The following is a 16,273-nucleotide window of genomic DNA, read 5'->3' on the forward strand; positions in this document are numbered from 1 at the left end:
CCGGCGTTCAATCGATCTTACTGGCTGCTCTGTCGCGCGCCAGCCCTGGCATTGAGCAAGTTCCACATGCCGCGATGCTGCACGAGCAACTGATCGGCGCCGAATTGCACGGCACGCGAGAAGCGCTCGACCTGGGGAAGGTCGTCCAGCAGAGCCACCGTGTCAGACTGGCTGGGGAGGGTGGTTTCGGCCGGCTCAATGCCGAGGCTGAGCGCACCGACGTCGAGGATCTTGCGGATGGCCTGCCATTCCAGCACCAGCGTGATCGCCGTGCCGAGCGCGCAACCGCGCCGTTCCGACTGGGCAAGCATCTCAATGGCATGGCTTTGCTGGGCGATGGCCGCAGTCGCCTCACTATGGCGCGGCGTGCTCGGCACCGGCCCGGCCGCAGCGCAGAGGCGATGCATATAGTCGCGTTCTTCGGCAAAGGCGCTGGTCGAGCGGATCAGCCAATCGCGGGCGACCGGCTCTGCTGTGTGAACGGCAGCGTGATCGACAACGCCCGGGATCTGGCCGTGGAGCAGGACGAGAAGGTGGATGAAGTCCGCAAAGTCCGCCGAGTGCCGCGCAAAGGATATCCGCTCGCCGGCCAACACGGGCGCGCAGTAAGAATGTGTCGCGGACCCTTCGCTCTCCACAAGCGCAAGCACTCGGGCGGAAAGGCCGGTCTCAACGAAATCAAGCGGGCGCGGGTCCATATCAAGCCTTAGAATGCCGAACCGACGGGCCGGCAATTTTCCCCGGGGCGATGTAACGCGCAGGAAGTTAACAAGATGTTGAAAACGCTCCAACCAAGCAACGCGAGCCTGTTTTATTTCAGAGTATTAGCTCGGCCGCACAGGTCGCGCAGGCGCATGCTAAGGTTCTTGCGGCTGGCAGGTATTGCGCGCACGAAAAAGGCGGCGGAAGCGCGCAACGCCTCCGTCGCCTGATCTGATTTCGGATCTTACTGGTCCAGGAAGCTGCGCATCTTGCGGCTGCGGCTCGGGTGCTTGAGCTTGCGCAGCGCCTTGGCCTCGATCTGGCGAATACGTTCGCGCGTCACCGAGAACTGCTGGCCGACTTCTTCCAGCGTGTGATCGGTGTTCATGCCGATGCCGAAGCGCATGCGCAGCACGCGCTCCTCGCGGGGGGTGAGGCTCGCCAGGACGCGGGTAACCGTTTCCTTGAGGTTCGCCTGGATCGCGGCGTCGACCGGGATGATCGCGTTCTTGTCCTCGATGAAGTCACCCAGATGGCTGTCTTCCTCGTCGCCGATCGGCGTTTCGAGCGAGATCGGCTCCTTGGCGATCTTCATCACCTTGCGCACCTTCTCGAGCGGCATGCTCAGGCGCTCGGCCATTTCCTCCGGCGTGGGCTCGCGGCCCTGCTCGTGGAGGAACTGGCGGCTGGTGCGGACCAGCTTGTTGATCGTCTCGATCATGTGCACCGGAATACGGATGGTGCGGGCCTGATCGGCGATCGAGCGGGTGATCGCCTGACGAATCCACCAGGTCGCATAGGTGCTGAACTTGTAGCCGCGGCGATATTCGAACTTATCCACCGCCTTCATCAGGCCGATATTGCCCTCCTGGATGAGATCCAGAAACTGCAGGCCGCGATTGGTGTACTTCTTGGCGATCGAGATCACGAGGCGGAGATTGGCCTCGACCATCTCCTTCTTCGCAATGCGCGCCTCGCGCTCGCCCTTCTGCACCATGTTCACGATGCGGCGGAACTCGGGCAGGGACGTGCCGGTCGACTGCGCGATCTCGGATACTTCCGCGCGGATACGCTCGACAGCATCGACCTCATTGGCCGCAAAGGCCGCCCACTTCTTGTCGAGCTTGCTGACCTTCTCCAGCCAGCCATCGTCCAGCTCCTGGCCGACATACTGGTCGAGGAAGTCCTTGCGCGGGACCTTGTGGCGCTCGGCGAGGCGCAGCATCTGGCCGCCCAGCGTCGTCAGGCGCCGGTTGAAGGCGTAAAGCTGATCGACGAGATATTCGATCTTTTGCTGGTGGAACTGGACGCTCTCGACTTCTGCCGTCAGGTCTTCGCGCAGCTTGTGATAGGTCGCTTCGTCCTTGGCCGGGAATTCCATGCCATTGCCCAGCGCGACCAGCCGGGCCTGCTGAATCTTGCCAAATTTGCCATACAGCTCGGTGATGTTGGCGAACTTTTCGAGTGCGGCGGGCTTGAGCAGCTCTTCCATCGCGGCGAGCGAGAGAGTGTTATCCTCCTCGTCGTCCTCTTCCTGGCGCGCCGTGCGGCGTTCGACCATGGAATCATCGTCGTCGCCGTCGGCTTCCGGCTCGTCCTTTACCTCGTCCTCGTCCTTGAACGAGGGACCGGCGGTCTTTTCGGAAATCTCGCCATCGTCGTCTTCGCCGTCTTCCGACAGGCTTTCCGGCGCCGGGTCCTTGGAGAGCATGGCGTCGAGATCGAGAATCTCGCGCAACTGCATCTCGCCATTGTTGAGCGCGGTTGACCAGCCGATGATCGCGTTGAACGTCGTCGGGCTTTCGCACAGGCCGAGGATCATGGTATCGCGACCGGCCTCGATGCGCTTGGCGATGGCAATCTCGCCCTCGCGGCTGAGCAGCTCCACCGCGCCCATTTCGCGCAGATACATGCGCACCGGATCGTCGGTGCGGTCGGTCGTCGTCTGCTTCTTCTCGGCGACGTTGCCTGAGCCGTCCTCCTCGTCCGAATTATTGTCGATGGATTCGACTTCGGATTCGGGCTGCTCTTCGCCGTCATCGCCCTGTTCTTCATTCTCGACGATGTTGATGCCCATGTCGCTGAGCGCCGAGGTGATGTCCTCGATCTGGTCGGAGGACATCTCGCCTTGCGGCAGGGCGCTGTTCAGCTCGTCATAGGTGATGTAGCCACGCTTCTTGGCACGGGCGATCAGCTTTTTGATGGACGCTTCGTTGAGATCGAGAAGGGGGGCATCGCCGCCTTCTTCGCCACTCTCCGGGTTTCCAGCGTTTCCATTGATCTTCGTCGCCATGCGTTGCCTTGCTCCGGGCCAAGCGCGGTGCCGCGCGGGCCAGTTATTCACTCTTCGAGGGGTTGGGCCAGCTCGGCGGCTCGTGCCGCCAGATCTTCCTTGAGCTTGCGCAGGGCTTGCTGGCGGGCGAAACTCGCCTCGTCCAGATTCTCCGCCATCGCTCTCGTCGCCGCCGCCAGCTCCGCTTCGATTCGCGGCATCGCCACCAGCACCCCGATGGCTTCCGCCAGATCGCGCTGTGCACGCCATCCGTCGGCTTCGGCCTGGGTGAAGGTGAAATGCAGCGCGTCGGCGCGGAGCAACCCCTTCGCCATATTATACAGCTCAGTGCTGCCCAATATGGTAAGGAGCGCCTCGGTTTCAACAGTTTCTTGGCGATCGGCCGCTTTGAGCAGCGCGTCCAGCAACTTTGCCAGCCCGGAGTCGGGCGGCGACAGGCTGTCCAGTGCCTCGCGGTGGACGAGGATCTCGCCCGGAAAGCGCAGGAGGCCGGCCAGAACGGCGCGGAGAAGCAGCATGTCTCCGCCGGTTTCGCGGATCGCCTTCGCGTCCTGCGTGGCCGGTGGGGGCGGGGCGATCCAGCGGCCACCCTTCATCGTGCCGCCGCCGCGACCCGCCGATCGCCCCTCGAAGCGGGCGTTGGGCGCCGCGCGCGGCGCGAAGAACAGCGCGTCGTAACGCTCCTTGAACAGGCGAGAATAGAGCGCCCGGATGTCGCTATCGGCAATTGTGGCGGCAAGCGCATTGAGCCGCAGCTTCAAGCCAGCGCGTTCTTCCGGCGTGGCCAGCGGCGCGGCATCATGCTCGCTGCGCCAGATGAGGTCCGCCAGCGGGATCGAGCTTGCGAGCACGGCCTCGAAGGCCTGAAGCCCCTCGGCCCGCAACAGATCATCAGGATCCTGCCCGGCCGGCAGCGTCGCAAACGCAAGGCTGTGACCGGGGCGCAGCAGCGGCAAAGCGCGGTGGGCGGCACGGATCGCCGCACGCTGCCCGGCACTATCGCCATCGAAGCACAGGATCGGCGTCTCCACCATGCTCCACAGCTTCTCGATCTGCGCCTCCGTCAGGGCCGTGCCGAGCGGCGCCACAGCCTCGGCAATGCCGGCCTGGGCAATGGCGATCACGTCCATATAGCCCTCGACGACGATGATCCGGCCCGCGTTGCGCGCGGCAGGCGCCGCCTTGTCGAGGTTGAAGAGCGTGCGACCCTTGTCGAACAGCGGCGTCTCGGGGGAGTTGAGATATTTGGGCTCGCCCTGGCCCAGAATCCGCCCGCCAAAGGCGATCACCCGCCCGCGCTGGTCGCGGATCGGGATCATCAGCCGCCCGCGAAAACGATCGTAACTGTCTCGTTCGCTGTCTTCCGGCCGGATGAGCATGCCGGCCTCGACCAGCATGTCTTCGGGGAAGTCTCGCAGCGCGGTCTTGAGCTTGCCGCGACTATCCGGCGCGAAACCCAGCCCAAAGGCCCGGCGGGTCGCGTCCGTCAGCGCGCGCTTATGCAGATAGGCGCGCGCCTCGGCGCCATCGAGGCCGCCAAGCTGATCCTCAAACCAGTTCTGCGCCGCGGCGGTCACGTCATGCAGCGATTTCGCCTGCTCGGCCCGCTTGGCGGCACGCGGATCGGGCGCGGGTACCTCCATGCCGGCTGCAGCAGCAAGCTCCTTGACCGCATCCAGGAAGGGCAGGCCGCGCTGATCCGTCATCCAGCGGATCGCATCGCCATGCGCCCCGCAGCCAAAGCAATGGTAGAAGCCCTTCTCGTCGTTGATCGTGAAGCTGGGCGTCTTCTCATTGTGGAAGGGACAGCACGCCTTGTATTCGCGCCCGGCCTTCTGGACCTTGATCGTCTTGCCGATGAGCGTGGAGAGGGTGGTGCGGGCGCGGAGTTCGTCCAGCCATTGCGGGGTGAGGCTCATGGCATAGGCCCATGAGTACCGAGCTGCTCCCCTCCACGTGCCCCTAAACCTCCGTTCGTGTCGAGCGAAGTCGAGACACGTTCCGAAGGCGGACGCGCAAAATGGGAGAGCCGTTCCCAGTCCCCGCTAGCCAAAGCCTCCTTCTTGGCGCGCGACCATTTTTTCACGATCAGTTCCGCCTGCAACGCTTCGCCACGCGATCCGAAGCTCTCCGACCAGATCAATGTCACAGGGCGGCGTGCGGTCGTAAACGCGCAGAAACCGCCCGTCTGATGCTCGCCCATGCGGCGTTCAAGGTCATCCGTGTGCCCCGTGTAATATCGGCCATCACGGCAGCGCAGGATATATGTCCAAAAGGCCATCCGTATCCCCTAACCGTTCGTGCCGAATACTCCCCGTTCGTGTCGAGCGAAGTCGAGACACCTTGCGCTTGGCTGGCCGTGTCTCGACTTCGCTCGACACGAACGGAGGAAGGGCGAGCGATGAAAGAGAGGGAGGAGGGAATTCTCCCCCAATCACCCCAGCGCTGCCTTTACCAGGCCGCTGGCCTTGCTCATGTCCAGTACCGTCCCGTGGCGCTCCTTGAGCACGGCCATCACCTTGCCCATGTCCTTCACCGACGACGCACCCACTTCAACCTTGATCGCCTCGATCGCGGCGCGGGTTTCGTCCTCGCTCATCTGCTTGGGCAGGAAGCCTTCGATCACCTCAAGCTCGGCCTGCTCCTGCGCGGCGAGTTCGGCGCGGCCGCCCTGTTCGTACATGGTGATCGATTCGCGGCGCTGCTTGATCATCTTCTGCAGCACATCGACGACAATCACGTCGTCATCGGGCGTGCTGGCGGCGGTGCGCAGCTCGATGTCGCGGTCCTTCAACTTGGCCAGGATCAGGCGCACAGCGGCCAGCCGGGGCTTGTCGCCGGCCTTCATCGCCTCAATCTGGGCAGCCTTGATGCCGTCGCGAATCATCACGTAATCTCCGAGTCACCTTGCGGGAAAGGAACAGATATAGCGGCGCTCCCCTTTTTTTAATAGATTGACCGTGCAGATGCGAACCCATAGTGAGCCGGCCGTTTAGCCGGGCGCTTGGGGCGCCTGCCAGAAAGCAAAAAGCGAAGGATCAGACAGCCATGGCGAACGCCAAATACCCGACCGTGCCCAAAGGAGCGACGGGGGTATTGGTTCTAGCCGATGGCACCGTCGTCTTCGCGCGCGGCTTCGGTGCCGAGGGAGACGCGGTTGGCGAGCTGTGCTTCCACACCGCGATGACCGGCTATCAGGAGATCATGACCGACCCGAGCTTTGCCGGGCAGATCATCACCTTCACCTTCCCTCATATCGGCAATGTCGGCACCAATGCCGATGACGTCGAATGCCAGCAGCCCTGGGCGCTGGGGTGCATCGTGCGTGAGGATGTGACGGCGCCATCCAACTTCCGCAACGTCCAGCCCTTCGATGCCTGGCTGAAGGCTAACGGCCGGATCGGTCTCGCAGGTGTTGATACGCGTGCCCTGACCCGCCTGATCCGCGAGAAGGGCGCGCCCAATGCGGTGATCGCCCATAATCCGCAGGGCCAGTTCGATCTCGCGGCGCTGCACGAGAAGGCAAAGGCCTGGCCGGGCCTGGAAGGCATGGACCTCGCTATCGAGGTGACCGGCGCACAGCGGGAGTGGACCGGCGGCGCCTGGCGCCTCGGCTTTGGCTATGAGGCGATGGAAGCGGGCGAGCGGCCCCATGTCGTCGCCATGGATTTCGGCGCGAAAGACAATATCTTCCGCAACCTCGTTAAGGCCGGCGCGAAAGTCACGGTGCTGCCGGCCACGGCCTCCTACGATCAGATCAAGGCGCTCAACCCCGCCGGTGTGTTCCTCTCAAACGGCCCGGGCGATCCGGCGGCGACAGCCGACTATGCCGTGCCGGTTATCCGAAAGCTGCTCGACGAGAATGTCCCGATCTTCGGCATCTGCCTTGGTCATCAGCTGCTGGCGCTGGCCGCCGGTGCGAAGACCACCAAGATGCATCAGGGCCATCGCGGCGCCAATCACCCGGTCAAGCGGCTGGAAGACGGCGTGGTGGAAATCACCTCGATGAACCACGGCTTCGCGGTCGATACCGCCACGCTGCCGGTCAATGTCGTCGAGACCCATGTGAGCCTGTTCGACGGCTCCAACTGCGGCATCGCCTTCACGGACAAGCCGGCTTTCGCCGTGCAATATCACCCCGAGGCCTCGCCGGGGCCGCAGGACAGCTTCTACCTGTTCCAGCGGTTCGTGGAGGGGCTGGCGTGATTGCGCTCGCGCTCCTTGCGGCGGGCGCGGCAGGCGATCAGGGCCAGTTGCAGCGTCAGCTCGATTATATGGTTGCCACCTGCCGCGCCGACCAGTTCGTCCGGCTGGTGGCTCACGGCACGGATCGGGTGAGCTTTGACATGCTGCGACGCGAGGCCCTGCCATCGGTCAGCGAGACCAATGCCCTTCAATGCGCGCTCGACAAGGTGCGATCGCGCGAGGATCTTCAAATCGGTTCCACCGGGAACGAGGCTCGGAACAAATAATGCCAAAAAGAACAGACATCTCCTCGATCCTCATCGTCGGCGCTGGCCCGATCATCATCGGCCAGGCGTGCGAGTTCGATTATTCGGGCACGCAGGCCTGCAAGGCGCTGAAGGAAGAGGGCTACCGGATCATTCTGGTCAACTCCAATCCCGCGACGATCATGACCGATCCGGAAATGGCCGATGCGACCTATATCGAGCCGATCACGCCGGAGATCGTCGCCAAGATCATCGAGAAGGAGCGCCCTGACGCGATCCTGCCGACGATGGGCGGGCAGACTGCGCTGAACACGGCTCTGGCGCTGTTCAACGATGGCACGCTGGAGAAATACGGCGTGCAGATGATCGGCGCCGATGCCGAGGCGATCGACAAGGCCGAAGACCGGCTCAAATTCCGCGACGCGATGGACAAGATCGGCCTTGAGAGCGCCCGGTCGCGCATCGCGCACACCATGGACGAAGCCATGGCCGCGCTGGAATTCACCGGCCTGCCGGCGATCATCCGCCCCAGCTTCACCATGGGCGGCACCGGCGGCGGCGTCGCCTACAACAAGGAAGAGTTCGTGCGCATCGTGACCACCGGTCTCGATGCGTCGCCGACCACCGAAGTGCTGATCGAGGAATCGCTGCTCGGTTGGAAGGAATATGAGATGGAAGTGGTTCGCGACCGCGCGGACAACTGCATCATCATCTGCTCGATCGAGAATGTCGATCCGATGGGCGTCCACACGGGCGACTCCATCACCGTCGCGCCGGCGCTGACGCTGACCGACAAGGAATATCAGATCATGCGCAACGCCAGCATTGCGGTGCTGCGCGAAATCGGCGTGGAAACAGGTGGTTCCAACGTACAGTTCGCAGTCAATCCCAAGGATGGGCGGCTGATCGTCATCGAGATGAACCCGCGCGTGTCGCGCTCATCGGCGCTGGCTTCCAAGGCCACCGGCTTCCCGATCGCCAAGGTCGCGGCCAAGCTGGCGGTGGGCTACACGCTGGACGAGATCACCAATGACATCACCGGCGTGACGCCGGCGAGCTTCGAACCGACCATCGATTATGTGGTGACGAAGATCCCGCGCTTTGCCTTCGAGAAGTTCAAGGGCGCCGAGCCGCTGCTCGGAACCGCCATGAAGTCCGTCGGCGAAGTGATGGCAATTGGCCGCAATATTCACGAATCCATGCAGAAGGCTCTGCGCGGACTCGAGACAGGCCTCGCCGGTTTCAATCAGGTCGATCATCTGGTCGGGGCGCCCAAGGAGCAGATCGTTGCGGCGCTGGGTCAGCCGACCCCGGACCGGCTGCTGATCGCAGCACAGGCGCTGCGTGAGGGGCTGAGCGTGGATGAAATCCATGCCGTCGCCAAGTTCGACCCCTGGTTCCTGCAGCGCCTTGCCGAGATCGTCGAGGCCGAGAAGGGCGTGCTCGCCAATGGCCTGCCGCGCGATGCGGAGGCCATGCGCAAGCTCAAGTCCATGGGCTTCTCGGACAAGCGCCTTGCCTGGCTGGCGCTGCAGTCGGCCAACATCCCCGGTGGCATGGACAACGCGATAAAGCGCGGCTCGGGTCTCGTCCGCGATGCGGTGGTGGCGATGACTGGCGGCGTCACCGAGAAGGAGGTGCGCGCGCTGCGCCACAAGCTCGGCGTGCGTCCGGTGTTCAAGCGGATCGACACCTGCGCGGCCGAGTTCGAGGCCAAGACGCCTTATATGTACTCGACCTATGAGGCGCCGAGCTTCGGCGAGCCGGAGGACGAGAGCCAGCCGAGCGACCGGCGCAAGGTCGTGATCCTGGGCGGCGGACCCAACCGCATCGGCCAGGGCATCGAGTTCGATTACTGCTGCTGCCACGCCTGCTTCGCGCTGGAAGATGCGGGCTATGAGACGATCATGATCAACTGCAATCCGGAGACGGTGAGCACCGATTATGATACGTCCGACCGGCTATATTTCGAGCCGCTGACGGCGGAAGACGTGCTGGAGATCCTGCATGTCGAGAAGTCGAAGGGCGAGCTTGTTGGAGTGATCGTGCAGTTCGGCGGGCAGACCCCGCTCAAGCTGGCGCAGGCACTGGAAGAGGCCGGCATTCCCATCCTCGGCACCTCGCCGGATGCCATCGACCTTGCCGAAGATCGCGAGCGGTTCGCGGCGCTGATCGAGAAACTGGGCCTGCTACAGCCGGCCAATGGCATCGCCCGCAGCCGGGAAGAAGCCATCGCGGTGGCCAATCGCATCGGCTACCCGGTGCTGATGCGCCCGAGCTACGTGCTGGGTGGCCGGGCGATGGAGATCGTCGATGGCCAGGCGCAGCTCGAGGAATATATCGCCACGGCGGTGCAGGTCTCGGGCGACTCGCCGGTGCTGATCGACCAGTATCTGCGCGATGCCGTTGAGGTTGACGTCGATGCGCTGTGCGATGGTGAGGATGTCGTCGTCGCCGGCGTGCTCCAGCATATCGAGGAAGCCGGCGTTCACTCCGGTGATAGCGCTTGCTCGCTGCCGCCTTACAGCCTGCCCGATTATCTCATCGCCGAGATCGAGCGGCAGGCCGATGTGCTGGCCCGCGCGCTCTCCGTGCGGGGCCTCATGAACATCCAGTTCGCGGTCAAGGATGGGCTGGTCTACCTCATCGAGGTCAATCCGCGCGCCTCGCGCACGGTGCCGTTCGTGGCGAAGGCCATCGGCACGCCGATCGCCAAGATCGCCGCGCGGGTGATGGCCGGCGAGAAGCTCGCGAGCCTGCCGAAGATCGACCGCAATGCGATCCGCCATATTGCGGTCAAGGAAGCCGTGTTCCCGTTCAATCGCTTCCCCGGCGTCGATCCGGTCCTTTCCCCGGAGATGAAGTCGACCGGCGAGGTCATGGGCATCGACAGCGATTTCGCGACTGCTTTCGCCAAGGCGCAGATCGGCGCGGGCACGGTGCTGCCCAAGCAGGGGACGGTCTTCATCTCCGTTAAGGATAGCGACAAGAGCGTGATCCTGCCCGGGGCCCGCAAGATTGCCGATCTCGGTTTCAAGATCGTCGCAACCGGCGGAACGGCCGACTTCTTCGCGGAGAACGGCTTGCCGGTGGAGAAGGTGAACAAGGTCGCGCAGGGCCGTCCGCATATTGTGGACCGCATTGCGGATGGCGAGGTGGACCTCATCTTCAACACCACGGAAGGCTGGCAGTCGCTCAAGGACAGCAAGGCGATCCGCACGAGCGCGTTGCGCGGCAAGGTGCCGAGCTTCACGACCGCGGGGGCAAGTCTGGCTGCGGTGGACGCAATTGAGGCTTTGCGTGCGCGTCCTCTTGAAGTGAAGTCGCTGCAATCCTATTATCAGGCGTCGCACGACTGATCTTCCAGAACACAAGAAATCAGTTGCGGGCCGACCGGATCCCCGGCGGACTAGGGAGTTCGCGCATTGTTGCGCTGGAAATAGGGAGTCGAGATGGCGACCGTTGAGAAGATGCCGATGCTGCAAGTCGGTTATGACAAGCTGACCGACCAGCTCCGCGCGCTCAAGGCCGAGCGTCCCAAGATCGTGGATGCGATCGAGGAGGCACGCGCCCATGGCGATCTTTCGGAAAACGCCGAATATCATGCCGCAAAAGAGCGTCAGGGCCAGGTCGAGGCGACCATCGCCGATCTGGAAGACAAGCTCTCGCGCGCGCAGGTTATCGATCCCACCACGCTGTCGGGCGACAAGATCATCTTCGGCGCCACGGTCACCTTGCTGGACGAGGATGACAAGCCGGTGCGCTATCAGATCGTCGGCCAGGCCGAGGCGGACGCGAAGCTGGGCATGATCAGCTATAACAGTCCGCTTGGCCGCGCCCTCATCGGCCGTCAGGTCGGCGAGGATGTCGAGGTGACGGTACCGTCCGGCGACAAGTTCTATCTGGTCAATAAGATCGAATTCATCTGATCCGCAGCCGCGCCATGATTATGTCTTTTCTGGTTGCCGCACCGGCAGCGTTCACGCTGTCGGTTCGCACCGCAGCCGGCTGACATCGCGATGCAGCTTCCCAAAGGTCCGGCGACCAACATTCTGGCGGCGATCATCGTCATCGTCTTCCTGCCGTTGTATCTCACCGGGGAGATGGGGCGCGCGGCGCTGATTGCCGGGTTCATTTCCGAGCGCGTTACGTTGCTCTCGTCGTCCGAAGCGCTGACCTTCAACGTGCCGTGGCTGCCGCTGTGGATCACGCCGCTCACCGCCACGCTGCTGCATGGCGGGTGGATGCATCTGGGCTTCAATGTGCTGATGCTGATCTTCTGCGGCCGCTTCGTTGAAAATCTGCTCGGTCCGGGCCGGCTCGTGGTGATCTATGTCGTCGGCGCCTATGCCGCAGCGCTCGGGCAATGGCTTTCGAGCTTCTTTTATGCGCAAGGCGAGGGCTGGGTGCCGATGATCGGCGCAAGCGGCGCGATTTCCGCCGTGCTGGGAACCTATGCGTTCATTTACAGCCAGCGCGGCGTGAAGGCGATGGGGCCTGTTCCCGCCTATATCGTCCGCATGGTCTGGCTCGGCGCAGCGTGGACCATCCTGCAATTGCTGATCGCGCTGGCGGGCGGGTTCGACAGTTTCTTCGGCGGGATCGCCGTTGGCGCCCATATCGGCGGCTTCATCGCCGGCCTGCTGCTCGCACGCCCCTTGCTGGCCCGGCGGTTTCGGGCGTCCTGACGGGCGCGTGCCAGCGCTGGTCTAGCACTGCCACCCGAGCCAATCCGTCAGTGAGCGTGATCCTCGGCATCATCCGTGCTCGGATCGAGCAGGCGATGCAGATGGACGATCACATAGCGCATTTCCGCATCGTCCACGGTCCGCTGCGCCGCGCCGCGCCAGGCCGCTTCGGCACTGGCATAGTTCGGGAAGATGCCGACGATGTCGATGGCATTCAGATCTTCAAATTCGAGTTTCTGCGGGTCTTTGACGCGACCGCCCATCACGAGGTGCATGAGGCTCAAGAAAGTGCTCCGGATTTATGCCCGGCAAGAGGCGCCTGGGCGTTGTCGATTTGCTAGCAGCCTCGGCCGGTTCTGCCAAGAATGGCGACACTGGCCTTGCGATCCTAGGCGTCCGATTTCTTGTCCGAACGCGGCTTCTTGATGCGTTTGCCGATCAGGCGGGCGGCTTCGACCGCCGCCGTTTGAAGCGCGGCCTTTTCCGTCTTTGCAAGATTGGCGAACATGGTCTGCGCCGCTTGGCGCGCGCCGGAGTTTCGCACGGCCTGCTGCGCCGCCCGTCCGGCCTTGCCCGCAGCTGATCCGATGGCCAGCTTGGGCAGGAAAATGGCGATGACGGCCCCGGCTGCTGCAGCTGCGGCTACTGCCGCGATGGGATGTTCCTGAAACATCCGGTTGGTTTCATTGGCTGCACGATAGGCCTTTTCCCGCGTGTCAGCGACCACGTCCTCGCCCCGCTCGCGCACCGTGGCAAGCGTGCTCCCGACCTTGTCCTTCACCTGCTCAAGCGTAGAAGCCGCTTGGCGGCCCTTCTTCGTCTTCGGGGCGGTCATCGTCTGATCAACTGTCCTCTTTCTGGCTCCATAGAGCGCGATTCAACCAGACGAGCCAAGCACCACGCATCACGTAGAGCAAGATGAATCGCACAGGGCGCCAGAAGAGAAGGCCGACCGCACCGGTCGCGACCAGCGTCGTCAGGACGGGATGGCGGCGCAGCGTTCCCCGTGCGGCCTGTTTGGCTTGCGACACTTTCTGCTGAACCGCCTCGACGGCGTCGTCCTTCAGATGCGCCGGGCTTAACCGGTCGCGAACTCCGTCCACTGCAGAGCGAAAACGCTCTCTAGCGCTATCCGCACGCTGGCGGGCCTCGGCCAGTTCGAGGGGGGAGGGCGCGCTGCTCATGGGCGATCTGCCTTGCTGAGGGGGGAGAGGGCACGCTTGACCATCAGGCCGCAAAGTAGAGCGAGCAGCAGGAGGACTCCGGCTACGATCAGAGCCGCGCCAAGCCAACCGACAGAAGGCGCGAGCGCGATCACGGCTGCCGCGACCAGCGTAACGAGCGCCAGACTGACGAACAGAAAGGCGAGGACGCCGAACAGCGCCGCGCGGCGGGCCGCCGCGGCAATCAGTGCCGCTTTGAGCTTCGCCCACGTCAATTCCGCCTCGGCGAGTTCCCGGCCCGATGCAATCAGCCGCGAAAAGCTCTCGCCAATGGTCTCCTTTTCAAGCGCGTCTTCAGGGTTCGGCGGGGTGCCCGCCGCAGTGTGCATGGTGTCGGGATCACTCATCGATCAATGCCGGCCGGTCCTTCCAGCCTCAGCTGTCACTCGACGAGCCCCGCATCATGCGCATGAGCACAAAGCCAACCACAGCCGCCGCACCGATCGCCACCGCAGGGCTCTTGCGCACGAAGTTGCGCGCTTCCTCGGTGAGCTGGTCGATATCCTTGGCGTCCAGCGAGTCCGCCGCGCCGGCGACGGTTTCCGCAGCCTTGCGGGCATAATCGCCATATTGCGGGCCGAGCTTTGAATCGACGGTCTCGGCGGTCTCGGCGATCAGCTTCGAGAGGCCATGAAGGGCATCGCCTGTCGTGTTCTTAGCCGTCGTGGCGGCACCGCGTGCGGTGGCCTTAGCCTGCTCGGCAAATTCGCCGGCCTGCTCGCGCCAGTCGGTGCTCGATCCGGTCTCCGCGCCCCGCGCCTCTGCTGCCGTGGACAGCGCAGCCGACTTCGCGCTCGTGGCATCCGATGCAGCCTTGCGCGCCGACGTCGCCTTCGACGTGCTCTTGCGGGTCGTTCCGGTGCTATTGGTCTCGGCCATGGCGGGTTCCTCTTGTGATACAGAACAGGCTTGCCTGTTATAGCAAGGCTCGCCCTCTTTAACAGACCTGCGGCGGCAAATGTTCCCGCCATTGCACAGAAACAGCAAGATAAGCCGAGCCGCCCGCCATTGCCATGAGGGAGTGCGCTCGCTAATCCGCGCCGATAATTTGCCAGACGGAAGGGGAAGGCACAGCCATGACCGCAATTCTCGACATTCACGCCCGCCAGATCCTGGACAGCCGCGGCAACCCGACGGTGGAAGTCGACGTGTTGCTGGAAGACGGCAGCTTCGGCCGCGCCGCCGTTCCCTCGGGCGCATCCACCGGCGCTTATGAAGCGGTCGAGAAGCGAGATGGCGACAAGTCCGTCTATCTCGGCAAGGGCGTTCTCCAGGCCGTCGATGCAGTGAACGGCGAGATTGCCGAAGCGATCACCGGCATGGATGCCGAGGATCAGGGCGATGTCGACGCCGCAATGATCGAGCTGGACGGCACGGAGAACAAGGCGCGGCTCGGCGCCAACGCCATTCTCGGCGTAAGCCTCGCGACGGCCAAGGCGGCTGCCGATGCGCGCGGCCTGCCGCTGTACCGCTATGTCGGTGGCGTCTCCGCCCATGTGCTGCCGGTGCCGATGATGAACATCATCAATGGCGGCGAACATGCCGACAATCCGATCGACTTCCAGGAGTTCATGATCATGCCGGTGGGGGCGGAGAGCATCGCCCACGCCGTGCAGATCGGCTCGGAAATCTTCCACACGCTCAAGAAGGGCCTGCACGACAAGGGTCTCGCGACCGGCGTGGGCGACGAGGGTGGGTTTGCGCCCAACATCGCTTCAACGGTCGAAGCGCTCGACTTCATCATGCAGAGCATCGAGAAGGCCGGTTACAAGCCGGGTGAGAATGTCGTGCTGGCGCTCGATTGCGCAGCGACCGAGTTTTTCAAGAATGGCAGCTATGTGATCTCCGGCGAGGGCAAGACGCTCTCCCCGGCCGAAATGGCCGACTATCTCGCGGACCTCGTCGCGCGCTACCCGATCAAGTCGATCGAGGACGGCATGAGCGAGGATGATTTCGAGGGCTGGAAGATCCTGACCGACAAGATCGGCGACAAGTGCCAGCTGGTGGGCGATGATCTGTTCGTCACCAACCCCAAGCGCCTCGCCATGGGCATCGAGAAGGGACTCGCCAACTCCATGCTGGTCAAGGTCAACCAGATCGGCTCGCTGACCGAAACGCTCGCCGCCGTCGATATGGCCCACCGTGCGCGCTACACCAATGTGATGTCGCACCGCTCGGGTGAGACTGAGGACGCGACCATTGCCGACCTGGCGGTCGCCACGAACTGCGGCCAGATCAAGACCGGCTCGCTGGCGCGCTCCGACCGGCTCGCCAAGTACAACCAGCTCATCCGTATCGAGGAAGAACTGGGCGACCGCGCTTATTATGCGGGAACGTCGATTTTCCGCTGAGGCGTTTTTAACGGTCCGGGTGGAGGCGAACGATCCGTTGCGCATCCCCCGGGCCGACGGCTTGTCTACAAAGTTAATGCAATTTGTCGCATTCGTTCATTTTGGGCTTGCATTGCAACGGTCGGCGTGATTCCAAGGGCCCATGGCGCATCTGGCAAAATTGAGGTTTCTTCTTGGTTCGGCGTTCACGCCGGCCATTGCCATTTTCCTGCTCCTGCTCTTCATCGGCTATGCCATCATTGGCCCGAACGGCATTCTCGCCTGGTCCGATTACAGCCGGCAGCTCAAGCAGCGGCAGGCCGAGTTGTCGGCGCTGCACAAGCAGAAGGCCGCGCTGGAGAATCGGGTGAAGCTGCTCGATCCGCGCCATGCCGATCCGGATATGGTCGACGAGCTGGTCCGCAAGCAGCTCGGCGTCACGCACCCCGATGAAGTCGTCGTTCCGATGAAATGACTAAGGGTGCGGTCGACTAACCAGATTTCGCCACCCATTTAACCTATCTGGACATTGCGCTCCTGCCGGTGCCGTGCCTATAGCTGGCTGTAACAGCCACGCGAGAAGGAC

17 protein-coding genes are annotated in these 16,273 nt (G+C 63.3%); 7 read left to right on the plus strand and 10 right to left on the minus strand.

Translation table 11 applies throughout. The features are described from left to right. Window positions 1–17: 17 nt before the first annotated feature. The 5 genes from M2334_RS07360 to M2334_RS07380 all read right to left on the minus strand — a co-directional run bounded on the left by M2334_RS07360 (window position 18) and on the right by M2334_RS07380 (window position 5,882). Entirely contained in the window at window positions 18–698 is a 681-nt protein-coding gene (locus M2334_RS07360; protein ID WP_264605125.1) for a DUF6975 family protein, read from the minus strand. Between the two features lie 248 nt (window positions 699–946). Beyond that, window positions 947–2,995 (minus strand): RNA polymerase sigma factor RpoD, encoded by a 2,049-nt coding sequence (rpoD, locus tag M2334_RS07365; protein ID WP_264587362.1) that lies wholly within the window; start codon window positions 2,993–2,995, stop codon window positions 947–949. Between the two features lie 47 nt (window positions 2,996–3,042). Next, entirely contained in the window at window positions 3,043–4,914 is a 1,872-nt protein-coding gene (gene dnaG / locus M2334_RS07370) for a DNA primase (RefSeq protein WP_264605126.1), read from the minus strand. After that, entirely contained in the window at window positions 4,911–5,276 is a 366-nt protein-coding gene (locus tag M2334_RS07375) for a GIY-YIG nuclease family protein (protein WP_264594345.1), read from the minus strand. The genes dnaG and M2334_RS07375 overlap by 4 nt, the downstream gene beginning before the upstream one ends. Before the next feature lie 153 nt (window positions 5,277–5,429). Further along, window positions 5,430–5,882 (minus strand): GatB/YqeY domain-containing protein, encoded by a 453-nt coding sequence (locus M2334_RS07380; protein WP_264606049.1) that lies wholly within the window; start codon window positions 5,880–5,882, stop codon window positions 5,430–5,432. Between the two features lie 161 nt (window positions 5,883–6,043). Here M2334_RS07380 and carA point away from each other — a divergent pair, with 161 nt between their 5' ends. The 5 genes from carA (at window position 6,044) to M2334_RS07405 (ending at window position 12,134) form a co-directional block, all read left to right on the plus strand. Next, window positions 6,044–7,201, plus strand: coding sequence for a glutamine-hydrolyzing carbamoyl-phosphate synthase small subunit (gene carA / locus M2334_RS07385; RefSeq protein WP_264605127.1), 1,158 nt, complete (start codon window positions 6,044–6,046; stop codon window positions 7,199–7,201). Next, on the plus strand, window positions 7,198–7,467 hold the full coding sequence (locus M2334_RS07390) for a hypothetical protein (RefSeq protein WP_264605128.1): 270 nt from the start codon (window positions 7,198–7,200) through the stop codon (window positions 7,465–7,467). Before carA ends, M2334_RS07390 begins: the two co-directional genes overlap by 4 nt. After that, on the plus strand, window positions 7,467–10,805 hold the full coding sequence (carB, locus tag M2334_RS07395) for a carbamoyl-phosphate synthase large subunit (protein WP_264605129.1): 3,339 nt from the start codon (window positions 7,467–7,469) through the stop codon (window positions 10,803–10,805). The genes M2334_RS07390 and carB overlap by 1 nt, the downstream gene beginning before the upstream one ends. 93 nt (window positions 10,806–10,898) lie before the next feature. Continuing rightward, entirely contained in the window at window positions 10,899–11,375 is a 477-nt protein-coding gene (greA, locus tag M2334_RS07400) for a transcription elongation factor GreA (RefSeq protein ID WP_181559920.1), read from the plus strand. Window positions 11,376–11,465: 90 nt separating this feature from the next. Then, window positions 11,466–12,134 carry a rhomboid family intramembrane serine protease gene (locus M2334_RS07405; RefSeq protein WP_264605130.1) on the plus strand — a complete coding sequence of 223 codons (669 nt, stop codon included), beginning with the start codon at window positions 11,466–11,468 and terminating at the stop codon, window positions 12,132–12,134. 47 nt (window positions 12,135–12,181) lie between these two features. On the opposite strand, the gene M2334_RS07410 is transcribed toward M2334_RS07405, so the two are convergent. The 5 genes from M2334_RS07410 to M2334_RS07430 all read right to left on the minus strand — a co-directional run bounded on the left by M2334_RS07410 (window position 12,182) and on the right by M2334_RS07430 (window position 14,236). Further along, window positions 12,182–12,418: a DUF4170 domain-containing protein gene (locus M2334_RS07410; protein ID WP_264570615.1), complete on the minus strand. Its 237-nt coding sequence runs from the start codon at window positions 12,416–12,418 to the stop codon at window positions 12,182–12,184. Between the two features lie 104 nt (window positions 12,419–12,522). Then, window positions 12,523–12,969, minus strand: a complete 447-nt coding sequence (locus tag M2334_RS07415; RefSeq protein ID WP_264605131.1) for a hypothetical protein — start codon at window positions 12,967–12,969, stop codon at window positions 12,523–12,525. Between the two features lie 7 nt (window positions 12,970–12,976). Beyond that, window positions 12,977–13,318: a hypothetical protein gene (locus tag M2334_RS07420; protein ID WP_264605132.1), complete on the minus strand. Its 342-nt coding sequence runs from the start codon at window positions 13,316–13,318 to the stop codon at window positions 12,977–12,979. Further along, entirely contained in the window at window positions 13,315–13,704 is a 390-nt protein-coding gene (locus M2334_RS07425; RefSeq protein WP_264605133.1) for a phage holin family protein, read from the minus strand. Before M2334_RS07425 ends, M2334_RS07420 begins: the two co-directional genes overlap by 4 nt. Window positions 13,705–13,732: 28 nt before the next feature. Next, a complete protein-coding gene (locus M2334_RS07430) occupies window positions 13,733–14,236 on the minus strand; it encodes a hypothetical protein (protein ID WP_181559914.1) in 504 nt (167 codons plus the stop codon). Window positions 14,237–14,433: 197 nt separating this feature from the next. On the opposite strand from M2334_RS07430, the gene eno reads away from it, so the two are divergent. Together eno and M2334_RS07440 are read left to right on the plus strand one after the other, a co-directional pair. Continuing rightward, window positions 14,434–15,708 carry a phosphopyruvate hydratase gene (eno, locus tag M2334_RS07435; RefSeq protein WP_264570610.1) on the plus strand — a complete coding sequence of 425 codons (1,275 nt, stop codon included), beginning with the start codon at window positions 14,434–14,436 and terminating at the stop codon, window positions 15,706–15,708. Between the two features lie 142 nt (window positions 15,709–15,850). After that, on the plus strand, window positions 15,851–16,162 hold the full coding sequence (locus tag M2334_RS07440) for an FtsB family cell division protein (protein ID WP_181559912.1): 312 nt from the start codon (window positions 15,851–15,853) through the stop codon (window positions 16,160–16,162). The last annotated feature ends 111 nt before the right edge of the window (window positions 16,163–16,273 follow it).

The sequence above is a fragment of the Sphingobium sp. B11D3D genome (assembly GCF_025961755.1).
GTDB lineage: Bacteria > Pseudomonadota > Alphaproteobacteria > Sphingomonadales > Sphingomonadaceae > Sphingobium.

Coding starts and splice junctions, on each gene's coding strand:
- greA (WP_181559920.1), top strand. CDS start 10,899: ATGGCGACCGTTGAGAAGATGCCGATGCTGCAAGTCGGTTATGACAAG.
- eno (WP_264570610.1), top strand. CDS start 14,434: ATGACCGCAATTCTCGACATTCACGCCCGCCAGATCCTGGACAGCCGC.
- M2334_RS07375 (WP_264594345.1), bottom strand. CDS start 5,276: ATGGCCTTTTGGACATATATCCTGCGCTGCCGTGATGGCCGATATTAC.
- M2334_RS07415 (WP_264605131.1), bottom strand. CDS start 12,969: ATGACCGCCCCGAAGACGAAGAAGGGCCGCCAAGCGGCTTCTACGCTT.
- dnaG (WP_264605126.1), bottom strand. CDS start 4,914: ATGAGCCTCACCCCGCAATGGCTGGACGAACTCCGCGCCCGCACCACC.
- M2334_RS07360 (WP_264605125.1), bottom strand. CDS start 698: ATGGACCCGCGCCCGCTTGATTTCGTTGAGACCGGCCTTTCCGCCCGA.
- M2334_RS07425 (WP_264605133.1), bottom strand. CDS start 13,704: ATGAGTGATCCCGACACCATGCACACTGCGGCGGGCACCCCGCCGAAC.
- M2334_RS07430 (WP_181559914.1), bottom strand. CDS start 14,236: ATGGCCGAGACCAATAGCACCGGAACGACCCGCAAGAGCACGTCGAAG.
- M2334_RS07380 (WP_264606049.1), bottom strand. CDS start 5,882: ATGATTCGCGACGGCATCAAGGCTGCCCAGATTGAGGCGATGAAGGCC.
- M2334_RS07420 (WP_264605132.1), bottom strand. CDS start 13,318: ATGAGCAGCGCGCCCTCCCCCCTCGAACTGGCCGAGGCCCGCCAGCGT.
- M2334_RS07405 (WP_264605130.1), top strand. CDS start 11,466: ATGCAGCTTCCCAAAGGTCCGGCGACCAACATTCTGGCGGCGATCATC.
- carA (WP_264605127.1), top strand. CDS start 6,044: ATGGCGAACGCCAAATACCCGACCGTGCCCAAAGGAGCGACGGGGGTA.
- carB (WP_264605129.1), top strand. CDS start 7,467: ATGCCAAAAAGAACAGACATCTCCTCGATCCTCATCGTCGGCGCTGGC.
- rpoD (WP_264587362.1), bottom strand. CDS start 2,995: ATGGCGACGAAGATCAATGGAAACGCTGGAAACCCGGAGAGTGGCGAA.
- M2334_RS07440 (WP_181559912.1), top strand. CDS start 15,851: ATGGCGCATCTGGCAAAATTGAGGTTTCTTCTTGGTTCGGCGTTCACG.